Here is a 17,693-nt window from a genome sequence, read left to right as displayed (position 1 = left end):
CGAAGTGGTCTTATAGCAAACTCCCCGCTGCACCGTCAAGGAGTTTTTTTCAGCTGGCGTGATCGCATGCTATAAATTATATATAAAAGCGAGCTAACGACTAACCACTTTATTTTCCTGACAGAACTTGTTATAGAATCATGCTGAATGTAGCAACGTTTCTCCATACATTCCAGAGGGAGTCTCAATGAAACGTTTCAGGGCTTTTTTGACCTTACTCCTTTTCGGCAGCATGTTGGTCCTGCTGCAACCCATACAGCGGGCAGGCGCTGAAACTTCCCCATCCACTGCCACATCGCAGACGATGCCTTTCTATAACTATAATAATACATTGCCCACTTCAACCTACCCCCTGCCGGCAACGTCTGTTGTATCGCAACCTGCTGGAGCACCTGCGAATCTTTCGCCAGTGCCGGCGCCCACGTTACCAACCAGGCTCAATTCGATTCCCGGCACAAATGCCGGATTGATCGGGCAAACAACCCTGCCGTCGCAGACAGCCCAGGGTCCGAGCTCTACAACCAATACAGCCTCCCCGGCGACTCCTGGCACCCCCCCTGCCGAAACCGCTTCTGTCCCACCCAAGACAACCGTGCCCGACGCGACAGCGGAAATATCCTCCATCGAGCGCGCCATGCAGGACTCAGTCACGAATGCCGACAAGACCGTGCCGCAGCCCTTCTCTTTCACCCAGTTGACTCAGTTCGGTTACAACTACTTCCGCCCCGAGACCCAGGGATTCGCAGCCCTTTCCGATATTCCGGTCGGGCCGGACTATATTCTGGGGAGCGGTGACCGGATTGCTCTGACACTTTGGGGCAGCATCGAAGGGACCTACGAACTGGAGGTCAACCGCAGCGGAGAAATTACCCTTCCCAGGGTGGGAACGGTCAAGGTCTCCGGAGTCAAATTCGGACAGCTGCCCGCGTTGCTCAATGGCCAGCTCGCCAAGGTATTCAAGGATTTCCAGTTTACCCTCACCATGGGGAAATTGCGCCTGATCAAAGTATATGTAGTCGGCGAAGTGCAAGCCCCCGGCGACTACTCGGTCTCCTCCCTTTCAACCTTGATCAACGCTCTGGCAGCTGCCGGCGGCCCCACCAAGAACGGGAGCCTCCGGTCCATTGCCATCCGGCGTGACAGCAGGGTCATCGAGACCGTCGACCTCTATGAATTCTTTCTCAAGGGAGACAAGAGCCGCGATATCCGCCTCCAGCCCGGCGACATCGTTTTCGTGCCTAATATCGGTCCGGTAGCCGGGATTGCAGGCAATGTGCGCCGCCCGGCGGTCTATGAACTCAAGGGGGAAAAGACCCTTAAGGAACTCCTTGCCCTGGCCGGTGGCATCATTCCCACCGGCTATCTCCAGCGACTGCAGATTTCGCGGGTAGATGCCCATGACAAAAAAGTAGTCACCGACGTCCATCTCGACCCCAAGTCGTCCGAAAAGACCCTGGACGAACAGACGGGTGCCATCCCCATCCAGGATATGGACCTGGTCAAGATATTCCCCATCGACAGCACTCTGCGAGGCTATGCGCGCCTCGAAGGGTACGTGCTGCGTCCCGGCGACTATGCCCTGCAGCCCGGCATGCGGGTGGATCAGCTCCTGTCCAAGGACAATCTCCTGCCCGAATACTATGCCGATGCCGGGCAGGTCATCCGGCTCTATCCCCCTGATTATCACCCTGAAGTGCTTTATTTCAATATAAACAGCGCCCTTGCCAATGACCCGGCCAACAACCTGGAACTGCATGAATTCGATACGATCCGCATCTTCTCCCGCTGGGAAATGGAAGAAATGCCCCGTGTCCGGATCAACGGAGAGATCCAGAGACCGGGTGAATACCGCCTTTTCAGGAACATGCGGGTGCGCGACCTCCTGATGTTCGCCGGCAATCCGCGCCAGACCGCATATCTCTCCACGGCCGAGATAACCCGCATCAACAGGACCACATCCTCAGTGACCAGCTGCCCGATCAACATCAGCCTGGAAGAAGCCCTGAAAGGAAACCCCAGCGACAACATCCTGTTACAACCCTATGATGAGCTGACGGTGAGAAAGATTCCCAACTGGGCAGAAGAGAACGAGCGTTATATCACCCTCAAAGGAGAATTCGTCTTCCCCGGCACCTATCCGATTTTCAAGGGAGAGCGGCTCAGCTCAGTGATCCGTCGGGCCGGCGGCTTCACCCCCAAGGCCTACCTCCACGGTGCCAAGTTCACCCGTGCCTCAGTCCGCGAACTGCAACAGAAACGGATGGACGAATTTCTTTCAAATGCAGAACTCGAGGTGAACACCAAGATGACCGAGTTGGCAACCATTGCCAGCAGCCAGGAAGAACTCGCTTCGGCCAAGGCGACACTGGAAGGGGTGCGGCGCAACCTGCAACTGCTCAAGGCGGCCAAGGCCGAAGGGCGTATGGTCATCCATCTTCCCGCCCTGGATCAATTTGCCGGTTCCCCCTACGACATCGAGGTCATGGGTGGCGACACCCTTGAAGTCCCCCAATCCACCAGTTCGGTCGCCGTGCTGGGACGAGTCGTCAATCCCACCAGTTTCATACACATCGACGAAAAAGATGTTGCGTATTATCTCAACCTTGCCGGCGGCACAACCCTGGACAGTGACGGAGACGGGATCTATGTAATCCGTGCCGACGGCTCGATCTTCAGCCGTCAGCAGTACTCCTCTCTGGCATCGATCTTCGGCGGGGGTTTTCTCAACGAGCAGATCGCTGCCGGCGACGCCATCGTCGTCCCGCAACGATTCGAAAGGACCGCCTGGCTGCGCAATATCAAGGAAATCACCACCATCATGTCCCAGATTGCCGTTACGGCAGGAACGGTGCTGCTGGGGTTGAGATAGCAAACATGAGACAATAACGGTCCATCCATACTATGCCACCGATAAAGCTCTTTTATATTTTCCTCACGGCATTGATGGCCTCGTTGCTGGTCATGCCTTCCCTGTACAACCTTTCGATCAGGGTTGGCGGCGTCGACATGCCGGATAACGAGCGAAAGGTTCACGACCGGGCGGTTCCCCGCATCGGCGGGATTGCCATACTCTGCGGGCTGTTGATATCGGTGCTGTTATTCTGCACGGCAACCACGTTTATTTCCGGGCTCGTCACCGGTGGGCTCATCATCTTTTTCGTTGGATTTATCGACGATCTGCGCGGCCTGACATCGGTACAGAAACTCGCAGGCCAGATCATCGGGACCAGCGTCGGGGTCATCATCAGCCAGAACCACATCAGCCATCTCGGCGACCTCTTTGTCATGGGGAACATCGAGCTCCCCACGGCATTTGCCATCCCCTTTACCATATTCTGCATCGTTGGACTGATAAACTCGTTAAACATGATAGATGGGCTTGATGGATTGGCTGGAGGTGTTTCGGCCATTGCCTGCCTCGCCCTGGCAATTGTTGCGTTGGAAACCGGCTCGCGGCAGGTCTTCTTTGTCAGTGCGGCGCTCCTGGGAGCAGTCATCGGCTTTCTGGCGCACAATGCCTATCCTGCCCGGATATTCATGGGTGACGCCGGCAGCAACCTGCTCGGATTCACCCTGGGGATGCTGGGCGTGCGCCTGCTTGATGTTTCTCCCACTGTCTCCCCGGTTGCAATCCTGATCATCCTTTCCGTGCCGGTATTCGACACGCTGTATGTCATCGCGGGGCGACTGATCAGCGGCAGGCCTGTCATGAGCGCCGACAGAGCCCACCTTCACCATCGTCTCCTTGATATCGGGCTGGGACACAAAGCATCAGTACTGGCAGTATTCGGCTGGTCGTATTTCATGGCTGCGGTAGCGGTGCTGTACTTCAACGCCAGCGACTCTTCGTTGTTTCTGTTCGTCATCCTCGCAACGGTCATATTCTATCTACTGCTATCCCTACTCGCCAAATATTACCCAAAAGGGGATGGCAAGATCGATGCCGACACATTGCTTCTTGTAACGGAGTGGAACTCCGCCATAGAGCGCTTGGGTGACAAGCTGTTGTTGATTGCCCGATATCTCGCGGTCCTCATTCTGGTAATCGCATTGCCTGTCGATCTAGTCCCGAACCCCTACCATGCAGTCGCATCAGCAATTCTCCTCTGCTCCCTCCTTATAGGTGTGGCGTTCAACCGAACCTGGACGAACCAACTGCTCCTGATAGGCCTCTACCTTACCGGGGCTTATCTTCTCTACGAAGCGGAAAATTACGGGCACAGCGCAACCATAGGAGATGTCCCGGTTCTCGCGTATTCCGCCTATCTGTTTGCACTTCTTGCACTGATCATCGGGATTAAAATATTCATCCGCAAACGCTTCAATATCCTGATGGATTCGGCGATTGAGTTTTCCGTACTGCTGGCGGTTATCTTCATACCACTCATGCCGGACCAGTTAACCGCTCCGTATCACCTGCTCACCGTTGCAGGCAAATCGATCATCCTGTTCGTCGCCTACAAACTCTTTCTGATCAGCAACGATGTCAGACAAAATCGTGTCGTTATCCTCGCGAGCATACTGTCTCTGTTCGTAAACCTGATTAACAGGGTCGTCTGATCCACATTTGATAAACTATTTGAGACCTGACCGTTATGGAGATATTAATGTCGCAAAACGCTAACTCCACCCCATCGCCCCCAACTCCCCCTACCTTGCTGGACTATCTTCAGGTCATTGTCAAGCACAAGCGGATGATCTTTTTCACCACCTTTGGTGCAACCTTCATCGCAGCCCTTATCACTCTGATGATGCCGAATATCTACACTGCCAAGGCAATGATCATCCCGAGCGACGATGACAAAGGGGGGATGGGGGCACTCATGAGTCAACTGGGAGGCTTGGCCGGTTTGGCAGGCGGCACGGTCGGCGCCAAAACCACCGGCGAACTGTATGTCACCATGCTCAAGAGTGAAACGGTCAAAGACCCCATTATTGATCGCTTCAAGTTGATGGATGCCTACAAGACAAAATACCGGACCGATGTCTACCAGGCGATGGATACAAAAACCATTGTCTCCCTTGGCAAAAAGGATGGAGTAATCACCATTACGGTAGATGACAAAGATCCCAAGCGTGCCGCCGATCTGGCCAATGCCTATGTGGAGGAGCTTGGCATTCTGACTGCCGGTTTGAACATGTCCGGCGCAGGTAAAAACCGTGCTTTTCTGGAGAAAAGGATTGCCGAGGCGCGTGCCGACTTGAGCCGTGCCGAAGACGCTCTCAAAGCATTCCAGCTCAAAAACAAAGCGATATCCGTCACGGACCAGGCCCAGGCCACCATTGCAGGGATTGCCCAATTGCGGGCACAACTTGCAGCGCAGGAAGTGCAGCTTGCCACCCTTCAGCGGCAGTTTACCGATTCGAGCCAAGAAGTGAAAACAGCCAAGACAACGGCAGCAAATCTTCGGGCACAAATTGCCGGCTTGGAAGGGAAAGGAGGCAGCAGCAGTTCGATCCCGAATATCGGCAGTGTGCCGAGGCTTGGACAGGAGTATCTGCGTTTGATGCGGGAGTTCAAAATCCAGGAAGCAGTAGTAGAAATGCTGAGCAAGCAGTATGAAGCGGTAAAGGTTTCCGAAACCAAGGACATGGCACCATTCCAAGTTTTGCAGTCAGCTAAGGTGCCTGAGAAACGAAGTGCTCCTCTAAGAAGAAAACTTGTTTTGAGAGCACTCGGGGTAAGTTTTTTCGGAGCAGTATTAATGGCTTTTATTGTTGAATTTGTAACTAGACAGTCACAAGAAAGAAAAAATCATCAAGATCATTCTTTAAATAACAAGGTTTCTTGATGTCTAATTGGGGATCAGACAGATTCAAGTGGATAAAGATATTCGACAGAATACAGTTTCAAACAGCACTTCACAAAGTTGCCCCATTTTATCTGCTCAAACCACTCAGTATGTTGATCAACTTCATCACTATCGCTCAGATAACGAGCATGATCGGGGTGGACGGCTACGGGGCAATCAGTCTTATTTTGGCTGCGACCGCATTTATTACTGCTGTCATTGATTTTCGCTCAAACGAATCTGTAGTTCGTTTTCGCGTGCGCTATCAGAACGCAAACGACCCTGGAAGTGCAAACTTTTCTGTGCTTCTCGGAGCAGGGATTGATGCCGGGCTTGCTCTGATCTATCCAATTGTCATCTTCATACTTGCTGATCCGATAAGCAGTCACTTTTTCCACGGACAAATTGCAAAAAAACTACTCATAATATATTCTATAAGTTCTTCATTCCTTTTCCTCGCTGGGACTCCATCGGCAATACTCCAAAGCTGTGGCATGTTTTGGAAACTCAGCAGTGCTGATCTTCTGCATAAATCAATTCGGCTTGCATGGGTTCTGCTGGCGTCCAGCCCTATCTCTGTGCGTTATGTTATTTTTGGATATGCCTTATCCAACATACTGTACAGTCTGACATTAGCAGTTACTGCAATTCACACACTCCGGCGCGACACTCGAGGTTTTCCCGTTCATGCTTCCCGCAAAGTTGTCAAAGATTTCACCACATTTACCACCCACACGTTCATTTCATCACTTCTGAAAGCAGGAATTACCGATGTTGACAAACTGGTACTCGGTTATTTTTGTCAGACACGGGATGTCGGTCTTTACGATATCGTCAAGAGAATTGCTGGGCTGCTGTCCTGGATTATCTTTCCGCTCGGGACAGTAACCTATCCCTCATTTGTGCAACTTTTCCAGAATCGCCAATACATGGAAATCAAGCTCCGAATTAGAAAAATAACTCTGGTTGTTACATTTGCATCACTTACAGTAGCCATATTTGTTCTAATGACAAGGAGTATAGTTCAACAATTTTTCAGCATTTCAGGATTCCCTGTACTCCATATGCTAATACCATTACTAATCTGCAATACGCTACAAAATACTCTATGGTTCAGCAGAGTATTTGTAAATAGCATCGGAGAACCTCACATATCAGTTTGGCTTAATGGTATTATGTCAGCATTGAGCATCATTTCCCTTGTATTTTTAGTCCCCTTGTTAAATGTCGACGGGGCTGCACTAGCTAACTTGCTATCAATGTTCGTTATCTTTTTGCTCTGGTCCAGATACTATCTTTCAAAAACTCGCTCATGGAGTTAATATGCTCAACCTTTCACCAAAGTGTCCTGCATGTGACAACCCTGAAAGTATACAGGAAGGTCGTGTACACCGTTTCCACAAAGTATCTTTCACTTTGTATTGCTGTCCACGTTGCGAATTGTTTTACTGGGACCCTCTCTATATCGATCCGACATTATACAAGGAAATCGAAGAACCCCTCTACGGCGCATACCATGCTGATCTAATGGGTGACTCCAAAATGGCAGATTCCCCATTGGACAGGCTACCGCTCGAGTCTGGGCGACTTTTGGACATTGGTTGTGCAAACGGTACCCTCATGTTGCATGCACAAAATCGCGGATTCGAAGTCCACGGCATCGATTTCGACAGTATATCAGTTGCAAAGGCTCAGCAGAAAGGGCTTGAAAATGCCCATGCCATGTCTCTAGACGAGTTCATGATCTCTAACGATGGGCAAAGTCGACCCCTTTTTGACGTGATTACATTTTTCGACGTTCTTGAGCATCAAGACGATCCACAACGTTTTATCCGGCAAGTTCGGGAACTTCTAAAGCCCGGCGGCTATATACTTGGTAAGGTGCCAAATCGCAATCGATTCCTTCAGAAGGTACGCTACATGCTTGATTACGATTATCCTCCGCACCATTTGCTGATGTGGTCAAGTGAGGCATTGCGGCATTTTCTTGCTGACCAAGGCTTTCAGGATATCGTATCAAACGTCCCCCCCTTTGATTTCAAACGGTTTATCTGGCACCTCGAGAAAAAGATCCTCGGACGTGGTTTGGCCAAGACACTCAAGGGGATGGTATTTGGGGTAGATGATAATCTTGCGAATATTCCGTGTGAAACTCTCGAAAAGCATACCGGGAAAAGTGGCAGTTTGCTGCGTTCACTGAAAAAGATAGAGGACTTCGTATTCGCTATCCTTGCAGCCCCCTTATTCCCCTTTTACCGGCATCGGAATAACCATATTATCTTTTCGGCAAAGAAGTAAGCACTCATGCAAAGAGTAGATATTGCATTCCTGACCATCGCTTTTCAGCGTGGAGGTGCAGAAAGAGTCATTTCGACCCTTTCGCACTCCCTGAAATTTACGAGCATGCTTGTTCTCTACGCAGACGCAAAATTGGGCTATCCATTTAATGGCAAGGTCATGTGCCTTGATGGGTCCTCTCCGTCGCGTATCTGGCCCAGTCGATTTCTGAGACGAGTCATAAGACTGCATCATGTATTGAAAAATTTTCGTGTCAGCCGACTAATCTCATTCATGCCTCGCCCCAATATACTTGCACTTTTGCTAAAGTGGAGCGGGCTTTACTGCGGGCAACTCATCATCAATGAAGTAAGTGTTCTTTCACGTCGGCCAATTGGTTCAACAATGAAATGGTGCATTACGCATCTTTATTCTAAGGCAGATCTAATCGTTGTTCCGTCGCGATACATCCGTGACGAACTAGTCGATCGATTCGGCGTACCCGCAAACAAAGTATCAATTATTCACAACCCCTTCGATCTTAAGGCAATAGCCCAATTGTTACTTGAGCCGATCACGCTGCCTTGGACTGATAAGGATGTCCGAATTGTTGTCTCGGCAGGACGACTTACAGCACTAAAAGGTTTTGACGTGTTAATTAAGGCCTTTGCCGCTGTCCGTTCAAAGATGAACGTCAGACTTATGATCCTAGGAGATGGTGAGTGCGACGCGCAATTGCGCCAACTTGCAGCTGAATTAGGCTTGACGTCGGACATCTACTTCGCAGGCTGGCAGTCAAATCCCTATGCTTTTTTCGCTCGAGCTGACATCTTTGTCCTATCATCACATAATGAAGGATTTGGTAACGTAATTGTGGAATCCATGTGCTGCGGACTGCCCGTTATAAGCACAGATTGTCCGGGAGGGCCGGCAGAAATACTAGGAGATGGTGAGTATGGAATTCTAGTCCCTCCCAACAATCCAGAAGCACTTGCCGATGCGATTCTTCGCGTCTTGCAAAATGATGAACTCAGGCAATTTCTTGCGAGAATAAGCTTGGTAAGATGCCAAGATTTTGATGTATCAACGATTGTTAAACGTTGGAATGAAGAGGTGGCACCATGCCACGTCTGATCATGCTGAGTCGCGATCGCTTCCCAAGTGAACGTGCTCACTCAATCAACCAGATCCGCATGTGTGACGGATTTGCCGATGCAGGGTGGAATGTGCTTCTTCTCTATCCAGACCACGCCTACAACCTACCTGGGGACTTGCACGAGTTCTATGGATTGAGAAACCGCATCAATACTATAAAGATGAAATGTATTGCCCATGACATAACTCTACCTGCTTGGCTGATGAAAGGACGGATCGAACAACTAAAAAACAAATTCATTACTGATGTGGTTGGAGCTACCACAACATTCTCGATTATCCGTCATCTTCTCAAGCTGGTTAGAAGTGGTGATCTGTGCCACAGGGATATCATCTACGGGCGAAGTGGTTACTTCGCCCTCTTCATAGTCAAGTTGCTATTTCTTATTATGGGTCGACCCAATAAGGTTGCACTTGAAATTCACCATCCCCCTCATGGTCGAGCCGGACTGATTAAATTCTTTCTAAAACGACTCGATCATGTCTTTGTTATAAATAATTTTCTTCTAAATGTATTTCAGGAGAAAGGTTTTAAACGCGTGTCTGTAGTGCCAGACGGTGTTGATGTCGTTCCCTTCAACACATTGCTCCAATCTTCCACAAAGTTCGAAATCCGATCACGGCTAGGGCTCCCACAGAATTGCAAGATCGTGGTATACGCTGGACATCTATACGCATATAAGGGTGTTGATGACCTTTTGCGTACAGCGGTTTTGTTTCCAGAGGTGACCTTCTTGATCGTGGGAGGCTTTGCAGACGATGTAGCTCGAAACCGGAGCATCGCTGAAACGCTAGGCCTTTCAAATATAGTCTTTACAGGATTTGTATCCCCTTCCGCAGTACCGGAATACCTTGTAGCGTCAGATATATGCGTCTATACACTCAAACCAAACGCTCCTATAAGGGATTTCACTTCACCGATCAAGCTGTTTGAGTATCTCGCCTCTGGCAACCCCACTATTGCTGCCAATGTACCCGGGGTACGCGATATAATCCGACATGAGGAGTCAGGTCTACTCTATCCACCGGGTGATGACAATTCCTTGTCACTCGCGATATATAGGCTTCTGTCTGATTGCGAGCTTTCTTCCCGAATAGCTCATGCGGGGATTGAAGTTGCGGCTGCTCATTCTTGGTCACGCAGGGCTCAATATGTTTTGGAGATACTTAAATGAGTGACACGCTCCTTACACGCTTGCCACAATGTCCGATCTGCGGTGTGCTGGTTCGGAAAAAATCATTTACAATAAGTGGCACTGAAATCCTTCATAGAAAAAACTACATTCTGACGATCGAAGAACGTGATTGGCTTGCCTCAACCACCTTCCCTGTCATGCATTGCACTGGCTGCGGACTTTATTTCCATCAGTTTGTCCCTTCCGAGAGATTATCAGAAGCTCTGTACAACAGATGGATTCCACTGAACAGCAGCCTTGCCAAGGTCCAGGATAATCCTGTGGGATACTTGTATTTTCTTTCATATCTTCTCAACATTCACGGTTACTACTGCAAAGACAATTCAAGCTTACATGGTCGCTCACTTCTTGAGGTTGGCTGCGGATGGGGCAAGTTCATGGAGATGGCCCAATTGTTTGGACTGCAAACGAGCGGTGTTGAGTACACACATGAAAAACTCTCGTACGTGCGCGAAAAAGGGATGTTAGCCTATCTTCCAGAAGAACTGCCAACTGAGGCAACGTTTGATATAGTTGCAATGCTTCAAGTCCTTGAGCACTTACCTTCGCCGTTTGATTTTGTACATCAATATGCCTGTAGGGTCAAACCAGGGGGACTTTTTATTGTAGAAGTCCCAAACTGTAATCACCTTGCAATTCGACGAATTCTTTACCGTATTGTCGGCCGAGAAATATTTGGCGCCTACCAACCATTGGAACATGTAAACTGCTTTACGTCTCATTCCCTTGACCAACTAATGTCTCGAGTTGGATTTTTTCGGCTTAGACAGTCACAACGGTGCATCAAGACTCGTCTTGGCATATTCTGTTTCAGACGCTCACTTGTGGGGATGGTTGCCGAGACGATTCTTGGTTCAACAGGAAGAATATACGTGAGGAACAATGAACGGCATTGATGAACTGACTGCTAATTTGCGGAGATATTACACCTCACTGGGCTTGCAGAATGTGGACTCTTATGTAAAGCGAAGGCTGGAACGCGATCGTTCAAAGCAAATAGTTTCTTTCATAGCAAAAAAAAGTAATGTTAATTTCGGTACTGCATCTGTTTTGGATATCGGTTCAGGATGGGGCGAATTTCTGCTTACCCTAAAGGAGATCGGAACCAGTGAAATATGTGGGGTGGAACCAGACCCGGAACTGGTTGCCATCAGCAATTTGCTCATGGGAGCGGAAACAGCACGCCAAGGTATGGCTGAAGCATTGCCATTCAATTCCGGTTCGTTCGATCTCGTCATATGTCATGACGTAATCGAACATGTTATGCATTGTGACATCGCGCTAGCTGAAATGATCCGTGTCACAAAAGTCGGCGGGACCATTTGGCTTGAATTCCCGAATTATGCTTATCCGCAGGAAAGCCACTACAAAACTTTCTTCCCACCTTATCTGCCGAAATCACTGGGGGCGCTTTATTTACGTCTCATCGGCCGAGATCCCTCATTCTATCGTGATAACGTCCACCCAATATTTTACCGCCAAGTAATGAAAACGATAAACCTGTTCAATGTCACTTGGGTTGACGTACACAACGATTTCCATGGTATTGAACATGTAAAAAGCTTCAAAGCGACCCTCAAACGTTGGTACACCCTTTTTTCTGGGCCACCGGTATCTTCACTTCTGATAAACAAGACTGATGTGGGGCTGAAGACCGCTTGCATCGAATTTGTCAAGGGTAATCCTACGTGACCGGAACTCTTGCAATTTTCTCTTACGCGGTAGCCATAAGAAAATCGGGTCAGTTCTTAACCAACGACCGCTTTGGGCTCCTAGTAGACGGGCTATCCGCAGAGTTACCTCAAGTCATCTATGTTTGCGCTGAGGTTACTCCTCTTGATCAGCATTTCACCAAAGGTGGTCAGGCGCTTTATACTTATGAAATCAAATCACTTAATGTTAAGTTTGCCACTACAGACACAACGGCTCGGTTGGCACTGCTCCCAAAAATCCTGAAAACTCTGCTGAACATAGGCATTTATCGCTCTGTCGTCCGAAGCTGCGATTATGCCTATATATTTATGCCTGGTGTGAGTGGTTTCATGGCGGCACTACTCTGCCTGTTGTACCGGAAACCGTATTTTCTCTATTTCGGTTCAGATTGGTACGAGACTGCCAGCTTTCGGGCTGACTGGAGCGGGGCAGGGCGAATCTTATTCAATCTGTACCGTTCGTCCATCGGGTTGGCTGAACGTATCACCGTAAGCAATGCCCGATTTGTCCTAGTTACCGGCAAATCCTATTTGCAAAGATTGGGACGTTACAACAAACGGGTAAGCGAAACGGTGCCAATGGTGACTGTCAGCAGAAGAGACGTTCGCGTCAAGGAGAACTTCTTCAGTGACGGTAAGGTCCGGCTTCTGTTTGTGGGGCCTGTTACCGAACGCAAGGGAGTCATTTTCCTGGTCCGTGCCTTGGCATTGCTGAAAGAACATGGTGTCGAACCTGCCCAGGTCAGCCTGCAGCTTGTCGGCAGTCTCGACGACAAATATTACGCTTCTATTGAAGAAACAGCAGCGAAGCTTGGCGTGACAAAACTTGTGCAGTATGAAGGATACGTTACTGACAAGGAGCGCATGCTGGAATATTACCACCAGGCAGATATTTTTGTATTGCCTTCTCTTGGCGAAGGCTTCCCACGAGTGCTGTATGAGGCTTTCTCCCAAGGGGTGCCGGTGGTAGTCAGCAGAATTGCCACGGTCAGCGATACCCTTGAAGACGCGGAATGTGTTTCATATGCCGAACCAGGCTCCCCTGATTCCATTGCAGCTGCCGTAGCTCGTGTCGTGCTCGATCCCGACTTCCGCGATGCAATCATTGCACGCGGGCAGGAGTTTGCTTTGGGTAGGCTTGATGGTGATCCGGTTCGTCAGGTTTTGGACCTCATGAGAACCCACGTACCTGAGACAGGTCAATAAATGAATATATTGGTCACAAATGTACCTGCAGTCTACCGCATCGACTTGTACGAGAGGCTCGGCAGATCCGGCTGGAAGATTTTTTTCTATGCGCGTAATGCACCCGAGTTCGCATATTGTAGTGATAAGCGGGAGCTTTCCTTTCCCTTTGAGGATGTCTCTCTTCCTTTTATCTTCCTGCGCCTGGTTCTTTTGCAACCCAAGGTTGTGGTTTGCATCAATGCCTCTCCCTTTACACTGCTCTGTGGCATCTATTCATGGCTTTTCCGAAGACGTTTCGTAATCTGGTGGGCCGGCACCGATCTTTCCGAGGAACGAGCCGGGCTGCTGAAACGAATATTCCGCCGATTCGTCTTTCGACTAGCCGATGGATTCCTTACTTACAGTGAGTTTGCCAGTGCATATCTCGCAAAGATGGGCGTTAATCATAAGAAAATTACCTTGCTTGGAAACATGACGTTCGAACCTGCCAAATTTCGGGCATTGGTTGATCAAGAGCGTGCGAAGCATATTTCTCATCCGCTTACATTACTGTCGATTGCCAATCTAGTTGAACGCAAAAACCACTCATTTCTACTGATAATTTTCTCGGAATTATGCAAGAAATTCCCTGATCTAAGATTAGTAATTGCAGGTGAAGGGCCTGAGCGCCTGCGTCTGGAGCGCATGATTCGTGAGTTGAAACTTGCAAAAGTGGAACTGCGAGGACATGTAAATCGCGAGGAGGTACCTGCATTATTGGCCGAAGCCGATATATTCATGCATCCAGCAATAATGGATCAATGGCCGCAAGCCATTAATGAAGCGATGGCCGCGGGAATACCGATTATTGTATCGCGCCAGTCAGGAATATCAGAAACGCTTTTCACTAATTGTGAAAATGTAGTTATTTGTGAACTCAGCGTAGAATCTTTTGTAAATGCTGCAACTATCTTACTTCAAGTCAGCGCACATCGTGTAAACTTTTCTGCAGAATCACAGGCAAAATTGGTTGAGTTATTCAATCGGTCATTAATTACAATTTCTAATGGGTGTTGATCTGGGAAAACGGATTTTCTAAAATGCAATTTATATTAATTCTAATCTATTTTGCCAGCACAATAGATATTGCTAATGCGATTCAAATTGAGAATATTAGACTTAGCGGACTGCTTTGGATAGGCGTTTCCTACTTCATTCTCTTGCGTATACTTTTACATCCTATTATCAACATCACAAAGCAATTGCGGCGAAATGCATGGTTGTTAGTGGCTATGATATACTATGGTATTCGTACTTTTGATTCACAAAATTTTCTATACGCTGCAGTTGATATGCAGAGCCTAATTCTCCCTATAATGATTTGTTTGCTAGCCTATGATTCGATTAACTATCCAGATGATTCAAATCAAATAGAAGCCGCAATTGTTAAGAGTATTTTCGTTTCCATAGGTCTACTTGGAATAGGAACGATTACAGGTTTAAGCACTTTTGTTGAAGGTATTGGTCAAAAAGGTTTCATCGGTGCACGTTCAATTTCACTATATGGAATAACCGTTCTCTCAGTTACGCTCTCCATTCTTGCTTATGACAAGTTAGGAGTTTCAAAGAAACGTTTAGTACTAGCTGCATCCATTTCATGTTTCTTAAGTATCCTGTTAACTCTATCAAGAACTGCATTACTGAGTTCGTTTGTTATGATTATAATTGTTGGTGTATTAACTATGGACAAAAAAAAGTTTGTGTGGTCACTTGCTGTCTTGGTTTTCATAACAACATTTGCCGTGCAATGGGGCCCTATGGCTGAACGTCTCAAACCTAAAGAAGCAGAAACCTTCGAAGAAGCAGCACAAAGCGGAGAATTTACTTCGGGACGCGCAATTTTGTGGGCATTCGTTTTCCAGGAAGGGATGGAGCATCGCTACTCCGGATGGGGGACCGGCAACGTAAAAGTCCTCATAGAAAAGGATATGCGATCATCTGGGATTCTTCCCCACAACGAATACCTAAGATTCTTTTACGATGGAGGGATAACCGGTTTAGTGATATTGAGCATGATTATATTCGCAAGGATTAGATATCACTTGAATCGATGGCGAAGTGCTGTCAGGAATGAGGATTTTCTATTGGCAAAATGGAACCTAGCTGCTGTGCTCGCGACAACAGCAATGGCCACATCCGCGTTCTTCGACAACGTATTTTTATACCAATTCATGCTCTGCATAGTGTTTACCATCTACGGAGTTGCAGACAAACTATGTGACCTGATCGATGCAGCACAGAATACTCAATCACACTTCGAAGCCTCAGAAGAAATGACTTGATTATCCAGTGAGAATACTTTTTGTTCATAATTACTATGGCTCATCGGCTCCCTCGGGTGAAAATAGGGTATTCGAGGCCGAACAGGCTCTGCTTAAACGTCATGGTCATGAAGTTTTTGAATTTGTTCGCAACAGTGACGAGATCCGTTTGAAGGGCGTTTTCGGCATAATACAGGGAGCATGTTCTACTCCCTGGAATTATATGGCAGCCCATTCTATTCGGCAATGTGTGTGGCGCATCCAGCCAGACGTTGTTCACGTCCACAACACCTTTCCCCTTATCTCTCCCGCAATCTTTCATGCCATTGGCAGCAGTGCTGCCAAAGTTCTCACACTGCATAACTACCGCCTGTTCTGTCCAGCAGCTATCCCTACAAGAAATGGTCGTGCCTGCACCGACTGCATCGATGGTCATTCTACGCTGCCGGCTCTCATTCACGGCTGCTATCGCCACAGTCACATTGCAACACTACCCTTGGCCGCAAGTGTCGCACTACACCGGGCCATTGGCACCTGGACACACAAGGTGGACGCATTTATCGCTCTGACTGACTTCCAGAAAGACCTGATGGTCAAAGCAGGGTTGCCAGCCAAGCGAGTGCATGTGAAGCCAAATTTCTATCCCGGCAATCCGACCCCTATCCCATGGAAAGTACGGGGCGAGTATGCAGTGTTTGCCGGCAGACTGTCACAGGAAAAGGGTGTCGAGACATTGGTCCGAGCCTGGGCTTTGTGGGGGGCGGATGCGCCAGAATTACGCATTGTGGGTGATGGTCCTCTGCGCGGCAACCTTGAACAACTGGCAGGCCGGTTGTCCATCAGCTTTTTGGGGCAACTCTCTTCTGAAGCGGCTCAAGCACAGATTGCCGGGGCAAAATTGCTGATCCTGCCATCGGAATGCTTTGAAGGTTTCCCCATGGTTGTTCGGGAAGCATTCGCCTTTGGCACACCGGCGGCAGTGTCCAATATTGGCCCATTACCGGTGATAGTAAGCAATAAAGAAAACGGTGTGGTCTTTGACCCGGCCGATCCGCAGTCTCTCGTCCATGTGGTGCGAACAACATGGAATTCGCCAGGATTGTTGGAAACGTTATCGCAAGGGGCACGACTATCATTTGAGGGTAACTATACCGAACAGGCCAATTATCTGACCTTGAAGCGGATCTACGTGCAGGCAATTGAAGAGAACAACAAAATGGGTATGAGATGAAACCGGTTGAGACTGAAGATATTCTTGACTATGCAGTATACGCCGACGACCGCGAAGCATGCATAATGAACATTTCCGACTGGGTTGCATCAGGTGACCATTGCCGTTGGCTGGCCTGCCTCAATCCCCATTCCTTTGTTTCGGCACAAGACGATCCGCAGTTTGCCGAGGCACTGCACGATGCTGACTGGCTCATCCCCGATGGATCGGGGATCGTGCTGGCAGCGAAGATCCTCGGAAGACGAATTCGAGGGAGAATTACGGGAAGCGACATTTTCTGGGGTCTACAGGAGACATTGAATCGCTCTGGAGGATGCTCAGTATTTTTTCTTGGATCAACAGCAAAGACGTTATCAATGATACGAACAAAGATGTCGCAGGATTTCCCGCATATTGAAATTGCCGGAACATATTCGCCACCCTACAAAACCGAGTTCAATGAGGAGGACAACGGGCTGATGGTCGAGGCGATAAATCGTGTCAAGCCCGATGTATTGTGGGTGGGAATGACTGCACCTAAACAGGAAAAATGGATTTGCCAGAACAAAGCTTTGTTGAACGTCAAATTTATTGGCGCAATCGGTGCAGTCTTCGATTTCTACTCAGGGAAAGTAAAACGCTCCCATCCTCTTTTTCAAGAGCTGGGGCTTGAATGGTTGCCTCGACTTATGAGGGAACCACGTAGATTGTGGCGAAGGAACCTTATTTCAGCTCCCCGATTTTTGGTGAATCTATTATTAATGAGGGCCAGGAGTTTGGGTACTAAACAGAAATATTAGACAGATAGAAACAATATAGGCATTGGTGAGAAGCTGAAAAGCTCTCGGAAGAAATGCATGATC

At 48.5% G+C, this 17,693-nt stretch carries 14 protein-coding genes; all 14 read left to right on the top strand.

What is annotated here, in order from left to right; genetic code table 11:
* The first annotated feature begins 304 nt into the window (after positions 1-304).
* Genes GJT30_10995 through GJT30_10930 form a run of 14 tightly spaced genes read left to right on the top strand, consistent with a single transcriptional unit; the run spans position 305 to position 17,630 of the window.
* Positions 305-2,869: a polysaccharide biosynthesis protein gene (locus GJT30_10995; protein ID MSM40134.1), complete on the top strand. Its 2,565-nt coding sequence runs from the start codon at positions 305-307 to the stop codon at positions 2,867-2,869.
* Positions 2,870-2,901: 32 nt separating this feature from the next.
* Positions 2,902-4,560, top strand: a complete 1,659-nt coding sequence (locus tag GJT30_10990) for a hypothetical protein (protein ID MSM40133.1) — start codon at positions 2,902-2,904, stop codon at positions 4,558-4,560.
* 35 nt (positions 4,561-4,595) lie between these two features.
* Positions 4,596-5,792 carry a lipopolysaccharide biosynthesis protein gene (locus tag GJT30_10985; GenBank protein MSM40132.1) on the top strand — a complete coding sequence of 399 codons (1,197 nt, stop codon included), beginning with the start codon at positions 4,596-4,598 and terminating at the stop codon, positions 5,790-5,792.
* Entirely contained in the window at positions 5,792-7,114 is a 1,323-nt protein-coding gene (locus GJT30_10980) for an oligosaccharide flippase family protein (protein ID MSM40131.1), read from the top strand. The genes GJT30_10985 and GJT30_10980 overlap by 1 nt, the downstream gene beginning before the upstream one ends.
* Before the next feature lies 1 nt (position 7,115).
* On the top strand, positions 7,116-8,090 hold the full coding sequence (locus tag GJT30_10975) for a methyltransferase domain-containing protein (GenBank protein MSM40130.1): 975 nt from the start codon (positions 7,116-7,118) through the stop codon (positions 8,088-8,090).
* Positions 8,091-8,096: 6 nt separating this feature from the next.
* Complete coding sequence (locus tag GJT30_10970; protein ID MSM40129.1) at positions 8,097-9,203, top strand: glycosyltransferase; 1,107 nt, start codon at positions 8,097-8,099, stop codon at positions 9,201-9,203.
* Positions 9,191-10,399 carry a glycosyltransferase gene (locus tag GJT30_10965; GenBank protein MSM40128.1) on the top strand — a complete coding sequence of 403 codons (1,209 nt, stop codon included), beginning with the start codon at positions 9,191-9,193 and terminating at the stop codon, positions 10,397-10,399. The genes GJT30_10970 and GJT30_10965 overlap by 13 nt, the downstream gene beginning before the upstream one ends.
* Positions 10,396-11,316, top strand: a complete 921-nt coding sequence (locus tag GJT30_10960; GenBank protein ID MSM40127.1) for a methyltransferase domain-containing protein — start codon at positions 10,396-10,398, stop codon at positions 11,314-11,316. Before GJT30_10965 ends, GJT30_10960 begins: the two co-directional genes overlap by 4 nt.
* Positions 11,303-12,112 carry a methyltransferase domain-containing protein gene (locus GJT30_10955; GenBank protein MSM40126.1) on the top strand — a complete coding sequence of 270 codons (810 nt, stop codon included), beginning with the start codon at positions 11,303-11,305 and terminating at the stop codon, positions 12,110-12,112. Before GJT30_10960 ends, GJT30_10955 begins: the two co-directional genes overlap by 14 nt.
* Positions 12,109-13,338, top strand: coding sequence for a glycosyltransferase (locus tag GJT30_10950; protein ID MSM40125.1), 1,230 nt, complete (start codon positions 12,109-12,111; stop codon positions 13,336-13,338). Before GJT30_10955 ends, GJT30_10950 begins: the two co-directional genes overlap by 4 nt.
* Positions 13,339-14,376 (top strand): glycosyltransferase, encoded by a 1,038-nt coding sequence (locus GJT30_10945; protein MSM40124.1) that lies wholly within the window; start codon positions 13,339-13,341, stop codon positions 14,374-14,376. It begins immediately after the preceding gene.
* Between the two features lie 23 nt (positions 14,377-14,399).
* Entirely contained in the window at positions 14,400-15,641 is a 1,242-nt protein-coding gene (locus GJT30_10940) for a hypothetical protein (GenBank protein ID MSM40123.1), read from the top strand.
* Between the two features lie 7 nt (positions 15,642-15,648).
* Positions 15,649-16,851 carry a glycosyltransferase gene (locus GJT30_10935; GenBank protein ID MSM40122.1) on the top strand — a complete coding sequence of 401 codons (1,203 nt, stop codon included), beginning with the start codon at positions 15,649-15,651 and terminating at the stop codon, positions 16,849-16,851.
* Positions 16,848-17,630, top strand: a complete 783-nt coding sequence (locus GJT30_10930) for a WecB/TagA/CpsF family glycosyltransferase (protein ID MSM40121.1) — start codon at positions 16,848-16,850, stop codon at positions 17,628-17,630. The genes GJT30_10935 and GJT30_10930 overlap by 4 nt, the downstream gene beginning before the upstream one ends.
* Positions 17,631-17,693: the final 63 nt, after the last annotated feature.

This window comes from Geobacter sp., from assembly GCA_009684525.1.
In the GTDB taxonomy this organism is placed as follows: Bacteria; Desulfobacterota; Desulfuromonadia; order Geobacterales; family DSM-12255; genus Geoanaerobacter.
The sequence above is the reverse complement of the archived record's forward strand: the minus strand, read 5'-3'. Positions and strand labels throughout refer to the sequence as shown.